We start from the raw sequence: 16,243 nt of genomic DNA on the forward strand, positions 1-16,243 counted from the left end.
GAGTTAGTTATTCTTCCCCTGCTCTTCATCTCCCTCATCTGCATCATTTGATACAGATACAATTTGCCTTTGCTGTTCCTGTAGCCACATTTCAAAGAGTTCATTCAGCAGGCGGACTTTCATCGATTCATCTAATTGTGCTGGAATAAATTTTTCTAACCGCAAAATCACAAACCATTCAGCAATTCGGGTAGGGGGCAGTATTTGCCCTGGTTGACTGCTATGGAGCATTTGCACCATAGTTGGATGTAGTGCATTCAGTTCAACTGGGCCTACTAACCCACCAGTTTGGGCTTCTGGCCCTAGTGAGAATTCCCTAGCTACCTCTGCAAAAGACTTTTCTTCTGCCTGAATCCGAAAGTAAAGTTCTTGGGCAATTCCTACATCTTGAGTTCGTAGTAGAGAGTAAATGACTTTATCTAGTTTTCCTTTGCACTGAAAAAAGTAAGATTCCAGTTTGTTACCCCAAGTAGCTTGCTTAAACTTTTCAATTTTGAGCTTACGCGTAGTAACATTTTCTAATTGATTCGGAGTCAGTCCTTGATATACCATCCAAGCTTGGATGTCAGCTTCAGATTTTAACTGTTTTTCTGCGTAAAACTGCTGTTGAGCTTGGGCTATTTCTTCTGGGGTGTATTCTATTGTTACATTCCCAGAGCGTGAGCTTTGCTCAATCGCCTCATCAATAATTAATTCCCGCTGCAACTGTGGCAACATTTGGTAACTTGCCAGTAAGGGAATCAGTTCACTAGCTGCGATCGTACGATTACCGATTTGGAGCGCTTCAGTCATTAGCTTTCGGGCATATTTAGGAATAACTTACCTGTCAAAGAAGCTACAGTGTAGCCCATTTACTGAGAGATTTTGCATTAATCCCAACGAGTTTAGGCACGCCAACCTCTTTTGCAACAATGAGATAATGATTTACTGACATCATCTAAAATATACATTTTATATAAGTTTTTATCAAAGATTATACTTAAAACAATTCCCCAATCCCTGTATAAGACTGAGGAAGTTAGGCAGAAAATGTAAATTTTAAACTTGATTCAATATTTTAAAATACATAAATTTGTAGGTAATATATATTACCTACAAATTTATGTTCTTCAATCTAATTCAAAACCGGGATCGGTTTTAATAAGTTTTAAGCTACAACGACTCTAAATAGCTCAAAAGATCCGCCATTTCTTGAGCGCTAGGCTGGAATTTAGGCATTGGTGGAGTGTCGCCACTAATCACTTGGTGAATCAATCCATACCGAGACTTGTGCTTTGAGACAGCTTGCAAACTAGGCCCTACTCGGCCATCTGCTTCCAGTCCATGACAACCAGCACAGTTGATCTGAAAGATAGCGTGTCCTTGAATTGGATCTCCTTTCAAGGATAAAACACTCTTAACGTATGGATCGGCGGCTCGAACCAACTGTACACCAAAGAAGCCCAAAGGGACTGCTAGCAGTATCGCCAGAGCCAACAATGCGATCCGCTGAATCAGAATTTCAGGTTTGGTAATCTGGTTATCCAAAAGGTTTGCTGTGAAAGTCGAGGTGTGCTAAAAAATTTTCATGTTCCTACACATAGCTTAAAAGTTCTTGATTGTGTCTGCAAGCACAGAAGATGATTTTTCTGTAGGCAAATGCACTCCAAAAACGCTGTGGAACGCAGGATTCATCCCAGATTTGGTAAAATCAAAAACAGGAAACGAATATTTAATAATTGCAAACAGGAGATTTACAGTGGTTGAACCCCTGCTATCAGGTATTGTCCTTGGTTTGATTGTCGTCACCCTCGCTGGACTGTTTTACGCTGCCTATAAGCAATTTAAGCGTGACAACCAGTTGTTGGGAGGAGGTTGAAGCATTTCTGAGTACAGACGCGCCACGGCGCGTCTGTACAGGAGTTAGAAATCTACTAGTATTTCTCCCTTATTTCCTCTTGCTCCCTCACATTTCTGTAGAAAGTAAGCGCTGTATTGCCATAAACTTTCTGGCGACAAATTTCCCAAGTGTCTATTATTGGTGGCGTCCAACCTTGGGGTTTGTGTTCAACTGCGATTTCGCCGCTTGGATCTAAAAGCTGATGGTGAGCGATCGCTTCTAAAACTGGCTGATACAATCCACTCGCATAAGGTGGATCAAAGTAGATTCTGTTAAACTGCTTTCCGGATAAAGCCTTCAACTGCTGGATAATATCTCCGCGCAATACCTTCCATTCTTGTCCAGCATCAGCCACCTGTTGCCAGTTTTGTTGAATAATGGCACAGGCTCGGCTCGATTGTTCAATTCCTACTACTAAGCTGGCTCCTCTACACAAAGCTTCTGCGCCCATCGAACCACTACCAGCGCAAAGATCCAGCCAGCGAGAACTTGCTATTTCTCCCTGCCAAATATTAAAAACTGCCTCCCTAACCCGCGCACTTGTGGGTCTAGTTTCTTTTCCAGGTAAAGTTTTAATCTGGCGATTCCCGTAAATTCTCAGGCTCATTCCTTCAATTGTCATTGGTGAGTCAGTGTGGTCTTGGGGGTCTCCCCCATGAACAACTGGCGAACCCGTAAGGGTCATTAGTCATTAGTCATTGGTCATTAGTCATAAATTTTGAACAAATGACAAATAACAAAGGACAAAAAACTATTATGCAACAATTTTTTCGCGGACTTGAGCAACAAAATTAGACAGGATTTGCAGTCCAATATTAGAAGATTTTTCTGGGTGAAATTGAACTGCCATCAGGTTTTCACGAGCGATCGCAGCTGTTACAGTTTGAGTACCGTGTGTAACGGTTGCTGCACGGATTTGCTCATCTATTGGGTCAACATAATAAGAATGAACAAAATACACCCAAGGATTAGAGGGTAAATGCTCCCACAAAATACTTTTTGGTTGAGTTACTTCCAGCTGATTCCAACCCATGTGCGGAATAGTAATATCTGGTTCTGGACGAAAGCGTCGTACTTTTCCAGGAATAATTCCTAGCCCTGGTTGAGTACCTTCTGCACTTGATTCAAACAGAATTTGCAGTCCTAAACAAATTCCTAAAAAGGGTTTGCCAGATGCGATCACATCTTTAATAGGTTGCTCTAAACCCCGCGCCCGCAGGTGTTGCACTGCTGGATCAAAAGCTCCTACACCAGGCAGGACTACTGCATCTGCCTGCTCTATCTCCTTTGGAGAATAAGTAATATTAGGAGTTGCCCCAGCTTTTTCTAGGCCTTTGCAGACTGAGTGCAAATTTCCCATCTCATAATCTATGACCGCAATAACTGGCATTCACCTGCTCCTTGTAAATTTATTATGGAGGGTTTTTTCTATTCTAAATAATATTTGTTATGAAGAAAAGAATACTATTAACTTCTTTTGACACTTGGCTAAGCGATCAACTCTCAAATTCTTCAGATGATTTATTACTAGAAGTTACCAAACTTGAGTTGATCCCCCATGCTTTAACTTTTTTGCGCCAGTTGTCCGTTGATGTACAGATTGCTAGCTGTCAGGTAATTGAAAAAATCAATGAAATGCAACCTGATTGCATCATCTGCTGTGGCATGGCAGCTAGCCGTAAACAATTAAGTGTGGAATTACGTGCTAGCTGTGGAGAAAGTATTTTGCATACAGGAGTTGATTTAGAGCAATTAGTGGCGGGAACTGCGGCAATTGAGATTAGCCATGACTGTGGGAAATTTGTCTGTGAGGGTCTTTATTATTCAGTCCTAGAATACCTGTGTCAAAGCCAACTCTCGACGCGTTGTATCTTTGTTCACGTTCCACTTATAAATGAAGAAAATTTGAGCGAAATTCTGACCGATTTCGTATTAATTATTAACAAACTGGCTCTTTTATAAAGTTTTTGTTGTCTGTATGGTAAAGAAAATAGCTAATTTTATGTTGCCATTGTTACTAAATTTTTTGCTAGCACAATTAACTCCTGCCACACCACCACCAGAAGAAGTGGTGCAACCACAAGAAGTCCGTCCTTTGCCAGGGAAGTTGGACAAAGTGCCAACGTTTAATAGTAATAGTCCAGAATTAGTTTTGAAAGAAGGGATTTTACTCTCGACGTTTCCACCAAATGGTAAAAAAGTACCAACGGCACATTTAAATTTTCCCTTTCGGGGACGATTTGATATTTTTGCCCACCATGTTGCCAAAGCAGAACCACCAGAAAATTTTCAATCTCTCTATTTAGGAATAATTTTGTATAACCCTGGTTCAAAGCCAGTGAAGGTCAATATTTTGCAAGCGGCGAGTTATTTAAGTCAACCAGATGCACCATTTATTGAGTTACCATCATTTAGCCAAAATCCTTTGGGTACAGTTTTTGCAGGCCCAGGCGATCGCGTCATGTCTGATGTATTAAGAGGACAGCGACAAAATATTTTCCCAGATCAAATTGAGATTCCGCCTGGGAAAAGTCAGATGTTACTAAATTTACCAATCCCTGTGAAGGGACTGATACCACCCTTAAATGGTCGGTCTAGTTTAATCAGACTGTGGAGTAATGGCAATGTATATGCAGCTAGCCTAGCCATGTTTGCGCGGGTAAATCCTGATGGTAGTGAACGTGCGCCTAATCTAGAAGAATGGCAAAATTTACTAAATAATGGTGATTTATCTGGGCCACGAGATAAAGTCCCCACTCCTTTAGAAGATACTAGCAAGCCTATTGTTTATGGGCGTGTAGCAGGAGTGGCTAGTGGTACACAGTGGAGAGCTTTATTAGTAGATAATCCTAAAGCTAGGTATCTAACTATTCCCCAGCCAGGTCAAGCGTTTTCTTATGGTTTGAGTACTGTGCATCGTGGTACTTTAGGAACTGGTCAAGTTCAGAGTGCAACCATGCTAGTGCGCTATCCTGATACGGCATATCGCGCTCATGGCAACTATGGAATTCAATATAGTTTAAAGTTGCCGCTGTATAACAACACTCAAAATCCTCAGACTGTGAGTGTGTCTATGCAAACGCCACTCAAGGAGGATCAGTTAGTCAAGCCAGGGTTACGCTTTTTTAGTACACCAGCCCGTCAAGTATTATTTCGTGGTACAGTGCGGGTGCATTACAAAAATGCTCAAGGTCAGCCTCAAACCGAGTTTGTGCATTTGGTACAAAAACAAGGCCAAGCAGGGGAACCGTTGGTGTCACTAAAGATGAAAGCAGGCGATCGCTCCCTTGTTGAAGTAGACTTTCTCTATCCGCCAGATGCTACACCACCGCAAGTTTTAACAGTTTCGACCCAGGGAGAAAGTCGGTAATCAATACGTTTCGGATAAGCAGGGGAGGCAGGGGAAGCAGGGGGAGAATTGGAGGAAATATTGAAGGCATTTTTTAATTCTTCTTCCATTTCCTCCCCTGCCCCTCTACTCCCCCCGCCTGCCTCAACCAAAAAGTTCCTTAACCGAAAGGTATTGAGTTGGTAATAGCTTTTATGCAATTAGCCATTACCAAAAAATATTAGTCAACTTACTGATAAAACTCTACTATTAACATTCTGTAGAGACGTTGTAATGCAACGTCTCTACATCAAATTTTCATCAACAATTTTTTTATTGAAAACCTTTTGCTGTCTTTTTTTGTCCCTTGCTTTTAGGCTTAGATTTGTTCACGTCTGCTAAAGCTTCTTGAAATAAGTTGTGTAGATGTATCGGAACACTGGCAATTTCTGGTAATTCTGGCTCAATCGGTTTAGAGTACTCTTGCAAAAGTGCGTTCAAGTCGCTTTCAAGGCGAAACTCTGGACGTTGCAGAAATATTCGCAACACATTTTCTAAGTTAGTTGGATACTGCTGCGCTAATCGATGCCAGATAAAAGTATTAATACTTTTATCTTCAAGGTAGTAACGAAGTAGTTTTTCAGCCCCTTCCACACTTTTCCAATCTTCTGCTGATAAAATTGTTTGTATCTTAGTATATGTTGGTAAAAACATTTGTCCCCAGCGAGGATGAGAAATAGCTGTTACCTGTTCAGCTTTTCTGAGTTCAGCAGGTAAATCAATCTTTGGCATCACCATTTTGCTCTTGCCGTTTTTGCTGCTAAACATCTGAGAAACTGCATTTGAGTCAGCACCAAATTCTTCTGCTGCTGCTTTAATTTCCTCATCGTCAATCCCAGCTTCCTCTGCTACTTCAGCTAAGGATTTAGAAGTATCGATTCCGGCTGCTGCCAAGCTTTTCTCTGTGATTACTTCTTGGAATTCAGCTATTTTTTTATTCAGATGGTATCCAGATAGTGTAATTTCATCAGCGCCAAAAAAGTCAACGAACTGTTGATGATATTGTGCTACTGACTGCCAAGCTTCTTCTAGCAAATCGGGTGCATCGCTGTAAAGATTACTTTTATAGTTATCTTTAAAATTACCAATTGCTACAGCAAGTTTTGGTTTGCCCAATTTACCCATCAAAGTGTAAGGGCCAGAGAACATCCAGTAGCTATCAGTAACTGGAGAAATGCGAGTTAGTAAAATTTCTCCTACTTTCAGTCGAGTTATTGCTTGTAATGTTTGAGTATTATTTGGCTTGACAATGTAGTGTTTATCTGTTAGCCAGTTGGTCAACTCCAAACCATCAGGGAGAATACTAGCTATGACAAATAAGCCAATAAAACTACGATGCCAGCTGTTGATCAGTTTGCGATCGCTTTCTTGTAAATCTGGATGGCTGGCAATAAACAATTCTAAGGGTGATTTATCACCGACTTTGCCTTCTGTAATAAAGCTATCGATGATTAAATCCTGCTGTGTAGTATCTCCATTTCCCCGGCGCAACTGCTTCGCCGCATAGGTTTCCAGCGCTTGTGCAAGTTCGCCTTCTGCATCAAGGACGAAATCGACTAAGGCTTGTTTAAGTTCATGCGATCGCTCTAATATGGCATCCACAAGTCAATCCTCGGTGCAACAGATGTAGATTATAACGTTCCAACAGATTACAAAGTTTTTTATTGTTGCCAGAAGTTGATCTCTACTTCTAACAGCGTCTTTTAAACTAGATATAAAGCATTACACAAGGTCGACACAGATGGTTGCAACTTCCAATTCTACCTATATTTCCCCTGAAGACTATCTTCAAGGAGAAAAAACTAGTCTTATCAAGCATGAATATCGCCAGGGACAAGTTTACGCAATGGCAGGTACAAGCAATACCCATGTAGTTATTTCTCTCAATATTGCTTCAATGCTGAGAAATCATTTGCGCGGCAGCGGATGTCAGGCTTACATATCAGATACCTAGGCACATATTGAGTTGAGTAACATCTATTACTACCCCAACGTTGTAGTAAGTTGTGACGAACGAGATAAAGCTTTTGATAACTTTGTGCGTTATCCCTGTTTAATTATAGAAGTGCTATCTCCGACAACAGAAGCCTTTGACCGCGGAGATAAATTTGCTGACTACCGACAGATGGAGTCACTTCAAGAATATGTGCTTGTGAGTCAAACTCGGATCAGCTTGGAAAGTTTTCGCCGCAACGCAGATGGACAATGGGTACTTTATCCTTATGGCAAAGGGGATAATATACATCTTGCCAGTGTAGATTTTCAGTGTGCGATCGCAGATGTATATGAAGATGTTACTTTTGAATCTCCTCAATCATAAGCTTTGAAAACGATCCGCACGGTTTTTTAAGTCCCTTACTCCCTACTGCCATTGAGTATAAAAGCTACGAGAGGTCTCGCTTGAGAAATTCGATATTAATTATAGTATTTCTCACTTCGGTGCAATACAGTCAGAACCTTACAGAGCATTTGAGTAAAGTAAGCACTCTCCTCTCCTTAGTAAAAAATGATTTATGAGAGATTGCTTTGCAATTAGTCATTATTACCCTTGGCCTTTTAAAGAAGTGCGGTTATGGCAGAAAAATATTATTAATTGTTATACAAATTATTTATAAACTTGCACTTAATCATTACCTTCCTCTTACTTGGCTTCTTGGCAGTTCGCTTTAAAAAATTTAGTGCATCTTGATGAATACCTAAGTAGGTAGGCACCGAAATTTTCTACTATGTAACAAAATCTTAAGTTGATAATCTAGAGCTAAATTTTACACGATGTGTGTTGTGATTGTTTTTTTTTCCTCTAGCTTGAACACCATTGATGACGGCGTAAGCGAGATCTAGCTCATCATCAAATGCTTGCCCGGATAACTCATCTTTCTTGAGATGTTGCCATTCCAATTCAATTGGATTCATTTCTGAGCAATATTTCGGGAGAAAAAAGATGTACAAACCCTGACTTTCCCATTTTTTCCACAATTGTTGAACTTCTTGGCAGCGATGTATTGGCCCGTTATCTTGCACAATCACGCTGATACGTCCAGTTTCTTGGGCTTGTTTGGCTTCTTTCTCCATCATTTCTATATAAGATTTACGGTCAACACCACCGATAACTAAACCGTAAACAAAACTGATTAAAGGTTGGAGAAGCCCGATAATACTTAATCTGCGACCACGGCGTTTAGTCTGTTCTAACCGTTTTTGCTCACCTCTAAAGTAATATGTATAACTAGGTTCGCTCCACATACAGAACCCTGACTCGTCTAGGTATTTCAGGTCTATTTCACCAGTGGCAGCAGCTAATTCCAACATGTCTAGGTCTGCTTGCTTGTTTGCTCGTGCTACTGGGTCTTGTTTTCCTTTATGGCTTTTCCTTGTCCGTTTCCAATCGACCCCCTTTTTTTGAGTACCCGTCTTAATCTGTCGGCACTCATCTCAACGTTGCGTTCTGTTTTCAACTTCAAAGCTAACTGAGAACTATTGTATGTGCGTGGCTCGTTTCTGAGGCATTCTTCTAAAAATATCATGTCATCCTCAAGCCACTTTGGTTTCCCCCCTCGCCCAGGAGATTCCCAAAGCCCTTCTGTGCCCAGTTTTTGCCATTGATGCAAAACTTTTGTGACTGTTTTTTTGTGACAATCAAAGTGATCTGCTATCTTCTCTACATACCAACCATGTGCATTTAGCCTGATTATTTCCGCCCTGTCTTTGACTTTCTGTGGTACATCCTGTTTTCTCAGATTTAGTAAAGTTTGGTCTTGCTCAGGAGTCAGAAATACCCTTAAACGCGCACCCATACACCAACTACCTTGTAGATGCATTATCAGTCTTTACATATCTTAACATAGCTGACTTTTTTGGCACCTACCTACTTAGTATTATTACTACTTTTTGGCTTAAACGCCAGTATTATTAGTTACAAAAAAATAGCTGTCGCTAGACAGTTTTTAATTAGAGAGAATTACGGTTATCTTTTAAAAAAAAACATTGAATAATAACTATTAAGTTTAGAAATTTCATATACCTTTAAACACCACCAATAGTGGTGTCAACATGATTTATCTCAAGTTCTTGTGATTTTGCTACAGTTAATGGCGCAAAATCGCTGAAATCAATGTATCACTAAACTTATAGCTACTGGTATTACGCACTTTATCAAATATAGTGTGACAGCTAACTGTGTGCATAAATCAAATTAATAGGAATACTAATAATTCCTTTAATTCCTTAATTTGATTGTTTTGTACTGCAAAACATTACGTTAACTTTGATTAATAGGATTTTATGTCAAATTTAATTTCTACTAGTTTATATTGTCCTTTTACATCTCAAATCAACAGGTATGCTGGTGTTTTAGAAGGGTATGCTCTTGAATGGGTACTTCGCTTCAAGCTCCTAGCAAATGAATCATCTTATCAGCGTTTCTGTAAGTCAAGATTTTTTTTATTAGTTGCAAGCGCTTACCCTCATAGCAATCTTGAAGAACTGAAAATTGCAAATGACTGGTTAAGCTGGGTATTTATTTGGGATGATCAATGTGATCTCTCAGAGTTAAAAAAACAACCTGAAGTCCTCAAAACTTTGCATAAAAGATTTATAGAAATCTTGAACGGTGCAGAACTTAATAGTCAAGATATACTATTTAGCCACGCGTTAACTGACTTAAGACAACGGACTCTCGAAAGAGGGAGCATCAAATGGTTCCGCTACTTCATCAGTTGCTTGGAAGACTACTTCCAAGGATGTGTTTGGGAAGCAACTAACCGCGCCAACGGAATTGTACCTGATGTAGAAAGTTATATCAGGTTACGTAGGTCAAGCGTGGGGGTTTATGCTGTACTAGCATTAACTGAATTTTGCCATCAGTTAATAATTCCTAATATTTTGAAAGAACAAAGTATTGTAAAAAAATTAGAACTGATTACAACTGATATCATCGCTTGGTCGAATGATATATTTTCAGCATCTAGGGAAATAGCAAGTGGTGATGTTCACAATTTAGTATTCGTCCTGCATAATCAAGAGCAATTTTCTCTCGAAAAAGCTATTGAGCGTGTTACGGAAATCCACGATCAAGAGGTACGCTCATTAATAGACTTAGAAGCATCTCTTCCATCTTTTGGAGAAGAATTAGATACTGAACTTGCCAAATATATATCGGGTATGCATAATTGGATTCGTGGCAACCTTGATTGGTATGCTCGCTCTTATCGCTATCAGAGTTCAGAAAGATTAGAGCTAACAGAATTCAAATAATAAAATTTTACACTAGGTTTCTGAACTACAGCCAAGTCAGAGATGAGAGCTAGACATTAAGCTAATGTGCGTTGAAGTTTCATGAAATGAAGGTGGCTTGATTGCGTTAATAAATTCAGGCAGTAAAAAAGAATAACGATTGGTTTACTACAATTTCAAAATAAAAATTATATGCCATTCCCTAACCCTCTCAAAACTCCTTCCTTAGTACAAAGACTTCATTGGGTTACTGACCCCGTAGGTTATATGGAAACAGCTGCTCAACAATATCCCGACATTTTTACTGCTAAAATAATCGGTTTTGGAGACACGGTGATTTTTGTCAACCATCCCCAGGCAAATCAGGAAATTTTAACTAATGATAGAAAGAAGTTTGCATCTGTCGGTGATCTAAATATAATTTTGGAACCTCTTTTGGGCAAATCTTCAGTCCTAATGCTGGAGGGTAATAGTCACAAAAGACAACGACAACTTGTGATGCCTGCATTTCATGGAGAGCGAATGCGAAATTACGGTCAACTTATCTGTAGTCTCGCAGAAAAAGTTTTGAGTCAGTTACCACTAAATAAGCCATTTTTAGCTCGTAACTTAGCACAAGATATATCTATGCAAGTAATCTTACAAGCTGTCCTTGGTTTGTATGAAGGAGAACGATTTGAAAAACTTAAGAAATTACTACCATTAATGATGGAGGTTTTTCAATCGCCCTTGACTACTAGCTTATTCTTTTTCCCATTCCTGCAACAAGATTTAGGAGCTTGGAGTACTTGGGGAAAGTTTCTGCGCGATCGCCAGCAAATTGATAACTTGATTTTTGCGGAAATTACCGAACGTCGGCAACAACCTGATCCAGAACGAATCGATATACTCTCTCTGCTAATGTCAGCACGGGATGAAGCTGGTGAACAAATGACAGATCAGGAGTTGCGCGACCAGTTGATCACTTTGATACTCGCTGGCTATGAAACTACTTCAACGGCAATAGCTTGGGCATTCTACTGGATTCACCAAAAGCCGTTAGTTCGTGAAAAACTGCTTGCAGAATTGGATACCCTCGGTGATTCCCCAGATCCGATGAGCATTTCTCGACTACCATATCTTACGGCTATTTGTCATGAAGCCTTACGAATTTACCCCAGCGTAATGTTCTCTTTCCCCAGAGTAGTGCGAGAATCGGTTGAACTACTAGGACATCCTTTAGAGCCTGGGATGGTACTGTTACCCTGTATTTATCTCACTCATCACCGTAAAGATTTATACTATCAGCCTAACGATTTTATACCAGAGCGCTTTCTTGAACGCCAATTTTCTCCTTATGAATTTCTACCTTTTGGTGGCGGTGTCCGTCGTTGTATTGGCGAAGCTTTGGCCTTATTTCAAATGAAACTGGTGTTGGCAACTGCCCTTTCACACTATCAGTTGGCACTAGCTGATCAACGGCCTGAACGACCTCACCGCCGAGGTTTTACTCTTGCACCAGGCAATGGAGTCAAGATGGTAATTATAGAGCAGCGTGTGCGTCAAGAGTCCCTAGTAGCTAGGGAAATTACACCCGTTGTCTAGTTGTCTAAGATGTTGGCATAAAACTATAACAATCCTATTTGAATTGAAAGCTTCAAAACCCTAGCTTCTCTAAGAAACCGGGGTTATTATTTGTTATGAATGATATAAGATTGCCAAAATAGCCTTAATTGCTTTGTCTATTTATGTATCTCTGCTAGACTAGCATCTAAGTAATTCGACTTCAATTTATGCAGCCTAATTCTGCGAACCATAGAGTTAAGCAGATGGTAAAAGTGTTTGCTATTTTGCTGCTGGCTTCCCCACTTTGTTGGCAAAATTCTATGCAAGCGCAGTCACAGCAAGATCCGGAACTTCTACCATTTTTTGATAATGTCGATAACCCTGTTCCTGTTGGTTTCCCTGCTGGGCAGAAATTAGATATTACACCATCTCCACCGCTACTAAATTCTTTTGACCAAGCTGTACTAAAAGTTTGCGGCCCTGTTGGGACAAGAGTCAGCACCAATAAATTTAAGCAATTGTTATTTTTTTACCCGGATGTGCTGCAAAAACTTCAGCAAGTTAGCGGTGGTGAACTGCGTCCGGGTCGTCGTGAAAAAGCACAATTCTTAGAAGATTTAACCAATATTTGGTTCAAACGTCGGGCGTTTGAACATATTTTTTGTGGCGAAATATATAACGCCAATGATATTGGAGGCTTGCATTTTTATGGCAGGTATTTGCAATTACAAAATGACGGAATTGGCGGAAGACTGGCAAATAATCAGCGGCGAGAGGAAGTAGTTCCTGGTGTAATTTATACAATGGGTGTAATAATTAAACAGGGAAATCGCACAGTCACAGATGTTATTAAAGGTTATGGTTACCTTAGCAATGCTGAAGAAATACTTCTAGATACAACCCAAATATTTAAACTTCAAGGGAATAGTGAAGGTTCCTGTATTTATAATGTACGCGACAAAGAAACAGGAAATTCTTTTCCTACAGTTTTTGTGCGGCAAGAACAAGCAATTATTACCTTTTATCCTGATGCTACTCCCCAAGGAGCAAAATGTAGAAGTTAATTTATTCTTGCTACTAACTCAAAAATAATAGATCTACGGTAAATAAATGGCTGGGAAACTACATCTGTATACCTCTATCGTCAATTTGTTTGTTGCAAAGATTTTTCAAAATGCCATGATAAGGGAGTTATAAAATAGTCAAAGTGGATTATGGTCAAAATTAGACATGATCTAATACTCAAGAAAGACTATAAGTCAGTCTATTATGGTGATTGCAGATATCTACATTATTAAAAAAACCAAAATTTATAACTTTGCTTGTGTCCTTAGCAATAATTAGCCAAAGTTTTTTAAGTATTTTCCCTAGCTTTATGCAGCTTAACTGTTAAATTTATTTAAGTTATCAACTTGTATCAATTTATTCTGACAATTGATCTGCATTCGTAATTTGGGATACAAAATTGAGAAGATGACCATGCTAATTAGTAGTGCTGAGTTACCAAATTTCTGTTAGCGATCGCAAAGGTATACGCTTTCCGCTGAGATCATCCACAAGGCTTAAAAAGTTTATACCTTTTTGATTAAACGATGATAAGACGGTAATTCCTACTCTAGTTTGCTAAAAAGATGACGGTGTTCACCACCATACTCTTTTAGTAAGCGTATCTAAACTGGAATTATGACCTTCTTGGGGTCATTAGAAACTCATACTCAATCTTTATCAACAAACATAAGTAAAAGTATCATGACTACAACCTTAAATCTTCAGCAAGCTATTGAAGAAGCAATTACCGAAGCTCGGACAACCTGTGATCTCAATGGCATTGACTCTGCTGGTTGTGCTGTAGCCTGGGATATCGTGGAAGAATTGCAAGCCGAGAAATCACACCAACAGCAGGCAAAACAAAACAAAACATCTTTAGACAACTACTGCGATCGCCATCCAGAAGCAGTAGAATGTCTAATCTACGACGTTTAACTCTCACGCAAATCTACCACCGCTGATTGTGTCATTTGCTTAATTGCTTCTAAATCGGGCGGTGGTATTTCACTTTCGGTTCTCAACCATAAAAGATATTCAATATTCCCAGCCGGGCCAGTAATCGGCGACCAAGTTAAGCCTTTATATTTCCATCCTAGTTCTTGAGCTGCCTGCAACACCTGGAAAATTGCATCAGCTTGGTCGTTAGAATCTCGCACAACACCCTTTTTACCCACACGGGATTTTCCAACTTCAAACTGTGGCTTGACTAGCAATATAGCTTCCCGTGGTTCTTGAGTTAGGCGCCACAAAGCAGGCAAAATCTTGCTTAAAGAAATAAACGATACATCCACTACCGCCAAATCAGGGATAGAGTCATTCTCTCCATACAACTCATCCGGTGTAAGATGGCGCAAATTGGTACGTTCGCGCAAAATCACCCTTGAATCATTTCGTAAACGCCAGTCTACTTGGCCGTAACCAACATCAATACCGTAAACTTGTTTTGCTCCAGCTTGCAAGAGACAGTCGGTAAAGCCACCTGTAGAAATGCCACCATCTAAACAAATGCGTCCAGCTACAGGAATAGCGAATTCTGTCAAAGCTTTGAGGAGTTTTTCACCACCTCTAGAAACAAAAAGCGATCGCTCCTTAACCTTTATTTGAGCCGAAATATTAACTTCTGTCCCAGGTTTATCAATTACCTGCTGATTAACGCTAACTTCTCCCGCTTGAATTAGCCGTTGTGCTAAAGCGCGAGAAGAACATAAATTCAGTTCTACTAATAGTGTGTCGAGCCTCTGTTTAGCCAATTAACTAGACTCTCCAGGTTATAATTAATGATCCTTGAACATCGCCTTTAACAAGCAAGTCTTTTAGGGTTAATATTACTTCCATAATCAGTGCCTCAAACATCGGCAACTTCTATTGTGGCTTATGACGGTTTTAGTTCAGATAACATAAGCTAATGTATTTAATCTAGCGATCGCATCTGCTATAAGTGCTTTAATGACTGTGGCATAGTAGATTTTTTTGGCTGCGATTAGTCGAAAGTTAGCTCCCAAAACACAACTTGAATCTAACAAAACTATTTTACAGAGGCGCGATCGCTAATTCAAAATATCACCTATTCATCCTCATCATAATTAAACATTAAAACAAATTTTTGTTTAGGTAAAACTAACATAGGTAGATATATAGGATGACCATCCCATTTCTTGCTTTTTTCACCTTTTTGACAGCAAAGAATTAAGGTTGGGACATCGGGATATTTTTCTTTAGCCTCTAAATAAAAGCAGGTATAAAATTTTTCCATTAGTTATTCCCGTTGTAATACTAATTAATTTGTCAGACAATAAATAATTTTTTTGTATTAATAAAAGTAAACGCACCTTGCTAATCAAGCCAAAGTGCGATATTTGTTCAGTCCACTTACGCGAACTTTGTTTGTATAGTTCCGCGATTTCTAGTCGCTAGGACTAGATGCTAAATATCTTGCTCGCTCAGCTCACGAGTGATATGGTCAAAGGGTTCATCCACGAAAGCAGTATTGCTCACACCTGCTGCTAATACTTGTTCTTTAACGAGGTCTTTGATAATTTGGACACCGCGAACCGTCGGCCCAATAGGTACACCTAGAGAATTGTAAGTTTCCCGTAACCCTTGCAGCACGCGCTCATCCAATACATTTGTGTTGCCAGCAACCAACGCATAGGTAGCGTAGCGCAAGTAGTAGTCCATATCTCGCAGACAAGCCGCATAACGACGAGTCGTATAAGCATTTCCACCAGGACGAATCAACTCCGGCAGTTCTTCAAACAACTTTAAACCAGCCTGCTTGACAAGTGACGCAGCATTAGAATTTATCGCTGCCGCAGCTTGTACTCGTGCTGTGCCACTTTCAAAGTAAGACTTTAGACTGTCGATCGCATTCCGGTCAAAATACCGTCCAGCCACGTCATAATTCTTAATTAAACTTGTAACTGCATCGCGCATTCCTGTTTCTCCCAATCATTGCTATCTATGGTTTGATATTTATTTGGCTGCACTTATGCACCAGTAAACTTTTGTGCTATTAAAAATAGATTCGGCACAAAAACAATGTATCCACTATCTATGGATTCTATGCCAAAGTTGACCCCTATGTGATGAACTTTCCAGTTTTGTGCAGATGATCGGGGAAAGGTTAATATAACCTGTAAACAAGATATCTG

General features: G+C 39.7%; 17 protein-coding genes and 1 pseudogene. 8 read left to right on the forward strand and 10 right to left on the reverse strand.

Going from position 1 to position 16,243, the window contains the following annotated elements:
- Positions 1-3: 3 nt before the first annotated feature.
- Positions 4-792, reverse strand: a complete 789-nt coding sequence (locus tag WKK05_RS30035) for a peptidylprolyl isomerase (protein WP_341526660.1) — start codon at positions 790-792, stop codon at positions 4-6.
- A gap of 360 nt (positions 793-1,152) precedes the next feature.
- Positions 1,153-1,527, reverse strand: coding sequence for a cytochrome c (locus WKK05_RS30040; RefSeq protein WP_341526661.1), 375 nt, complete (start codon positions 1,525-1,527; stop codon positions 1,153-1,155).
- A 211-nt stretch (positions 1,528-1,738) separates the two neighbouring features.
- On the opposite strand from WKK05_RS30040, the gene petG reads away from it, so the two are divergent.
- Complete coding sequence (gene petG / locus WKK05_RS30045) at positions 1,739-1,858, forward strand: cytochrome b6-f complex subunit PetG (RefSeq protein WP_341531230.1); 120 nt, start codon at positions 1,739-1,741, stop codon at positions 1,856-1,858.
- Positions 1,859-1,913: 55 nt separating this feature from the next.
- Here petG and rsmD read toward each other — a convergent pair whose 3' ends face one another.
- Positions 1,914-2,486 (reverse strand): 16S rRNA (guanine(966)-N(2))-methyltransferase RsmD, encoded by a 573-nt coding sequence (gene rsmD, locus WKK05_RS30050; protein WP_341531231.1) that lies wholly within the window; start codon positions 2,484-2,486, stop codon positions 1,914-1,916.
- Positions 2,487-2,633: 147 nt separating this feature from the next.
- The gene (gene hisH, locus WKK05_RS30055) at positions 2,634-3,269 is read right to left on the reverse strand and encodes an imidazole glycerol phosphate synthase subunit HisH (protein WP_341526662.1); all 636 of its coding nucleotides are present in this window, start codon (positions 3,267-3,269) and stop codon (positions 2,634-2,636) included.
- A 59-nt stretch (positions 3,270-3,328) separates the two neighbouring features.
- Here hisH and WKK05_RS30060 point away from each other — a divergent pair, with 59 nt between their 5' ends.
- Both WKK05_RS30060 and WKK05_RS30065 read left to right on the forward strand, forming a co-directional pair.
- On the forward strand, positions 3,329-3,841 hold the full coding sequence (locus tag WKK05_RS30060) for a peptidase C15 (protein WP_341526663.1): 513 nt from the start codon (positions 3,329-3,331) through the stop codon (positions 3,839-3,841).
- A 40-nt stretch (positions 3,842-3,881) separates the two neighbouring features.
- Positions 3,882-5,249, forward strand: coding sequence for a DUF3370 domain-containing protein (locus WKK05_RS30065; protein WP_341531232.1), 1,368 nt, complete (start codon positions 3,882-3,884; stop codon positions 5,247-5,249).
- 291 nt (positions 5,250-5,540) lie between these two features.
- Here WKK05_RS30065 and WKK05_RS30070 read toward each other — a convergent pair whose 3' ends face one another.
- A complete protein-coding gene (locus tag WKK05_RS30070; RefSeq protein ID WP_341526664.1) occupies positions 5,541-6,869 on the reverse strand; it encodes a hypothetical protein in 1,329 nt (442 codons plus the stop codon).
- A gap of 139 nt (positions 6,870-7,008) precedes the next feature.
- Between WKK05_RS30070 and WKK05_RS30075 the strand changes: the two are divergent.
- Positions 7,009-7,587, forward strand: a pseudogene (locus WKK05_RS30075) (Uma2 family endonuclease).
- Positions 7,588-8,006: 419 nt separating this feature from the next.
- On the opposite strand, the gene WKK05_RS30080 reads toward WKK05_RS30075, so the two are convergent.
- A protein-coding gene (locus WKK05_RS30080; RefSeq protein ID WP_341525019.1) for an IS630 family transposase occupies positions 8,007-9,061 on the reverse strand; the annotation gives its coding sequence in 2 pieces (ribosomal slippage) (positions 8,007-8,666 and positions 8,669-9,061; 1,053 coding nt in all).
- Positions 9,062-9,548: 487 nt separating this feature from the next.
- Here WKK05_RS30080 and WKK05_RS30085 point away from each other — a divergent pair.
- The 4 genes from WKK05_RS30085 to WKK05_RS30100 all read left to right on the forward strand — a co-directional run bounded on the left by WKK05_RS30085 (position 9,549) and on the right by WKK05_RS30100 (position 14,027).
- On the forward strand, positions 9,549-10,520 hold the full coding sequence (locus WKK05_RS30085; RefSeq protein ID WP_341526665.1) for a terpene synthase family protein: 972 nt from the start codon (positions 9,549-9,551) through the stop codon (positions 10,518-10,520).
- A 171-nt stretch (positions 10,521-10,691) separates the two neighbouring features.
- Positions 10,692-12,083 (forward strand): cytochrome P450, encoded by a 1,392-nt coding sequence (locus WKK05_RS30090; protein ID WP_341526666.1) that lies wholly within the window; start codon positions 10,692-10,694, stop codon positions 12,081-12,083.
- Between the two features lie 224 nt (positions 12,084-12,307).
- The gene (locus WKK05_RS30095; protein ID WP_341526667.1) at positions 12,308-13,108 is read left to right on the forward strand and encodes an EndoU domain-containing protein; all 801 of its coding nucleotides are present in this window, start codon (positions 12,308-12,310) and stop codon (positions 13,106-13,108) included.
- A 685-nt stretch (positions 13,109-13,793) separates the two neighbouring features.
- Positions 13,794-14,027 (forward strand): Calvin cycle protein CP12, encoded by a 234-nt coding sequence (locus WKK05_RS30100; protein WP_341526668.1) that lies wholly within the window; start codon positions 13,794-13,796, stop codon positions 14,025-14,027.
- On the opposite strand, the gene WKK05_RS30105 is transcribed toward WKK05_RS30100, so the two are convergent.
- The 4 genes from WKK05_RS30105 to apcB all read right to left on the reverse strand — a co-directional run bounded on the left by WKK05_RS30105 (position 14,024) and on the right by apcB (position 16,025).
- Positions 14,024-14,842: a TlyA family RNA methyltransferase gene (locus tag WKK05_RS30105; protein WP_341526669.1), complete on the reverse strand. Its 819-nt coding sequence runs from the start codon at positions 14,840-14,842 to the stop codon at positions 14,024-14,026. The two genes, WKK05_RS30100 and WKK05_RS30105, sit on opposite strands and share 4 nt — an antisense overlap.
- Positions 14,843-14,980: 138 nt before the next feature.
- On the reverse strand, positions 14,981-15,115 hold the full coding sequence (locus WKK05_RS30110; protein WP_341526670.1) for a hypothetical protein: 135 nt from the start codon (positions 15,113-15,115) through the stop codon (positions 14,981-14,983).
- A 41-nt stretch (positions 15,116-15,156) separates the two neighbouring features.
- On the reverse strand, positions 15,157-15,345 hold the full coding sequence (locus tag WKK05_RS30115) for a hypothetical protein (RefSeq protein WP_341526671.1): 189 nt from the start codon (positions 15,343-15,345) through the stop codon (positions 15,157-15,159).
- Between the two features lie 170 nt (positions 15,346-15,515).
- A complete protein-coding gene (gene apcB, locus WKK05_RS30120) occupies positions 15,516-16,025 on the reverse strand; it encodes an allophycocyanin subunit beta (RefSeq protein ID WP_341526672.1) in 510 nt (169 codons plus the stop codon).
- Positions 16,026-16,243: the final 218 nt, after the last annotated feature.

Source organism: Nostoc sp. UHCC 0302 (assembly GCF_038096175.1).
Classification (GTDB): domain Bacteria; phylum Cyanobacteriota; class Cyanobacteriia; order Cyanobacteriales; family Nostocaceae; genus UHCC-0302.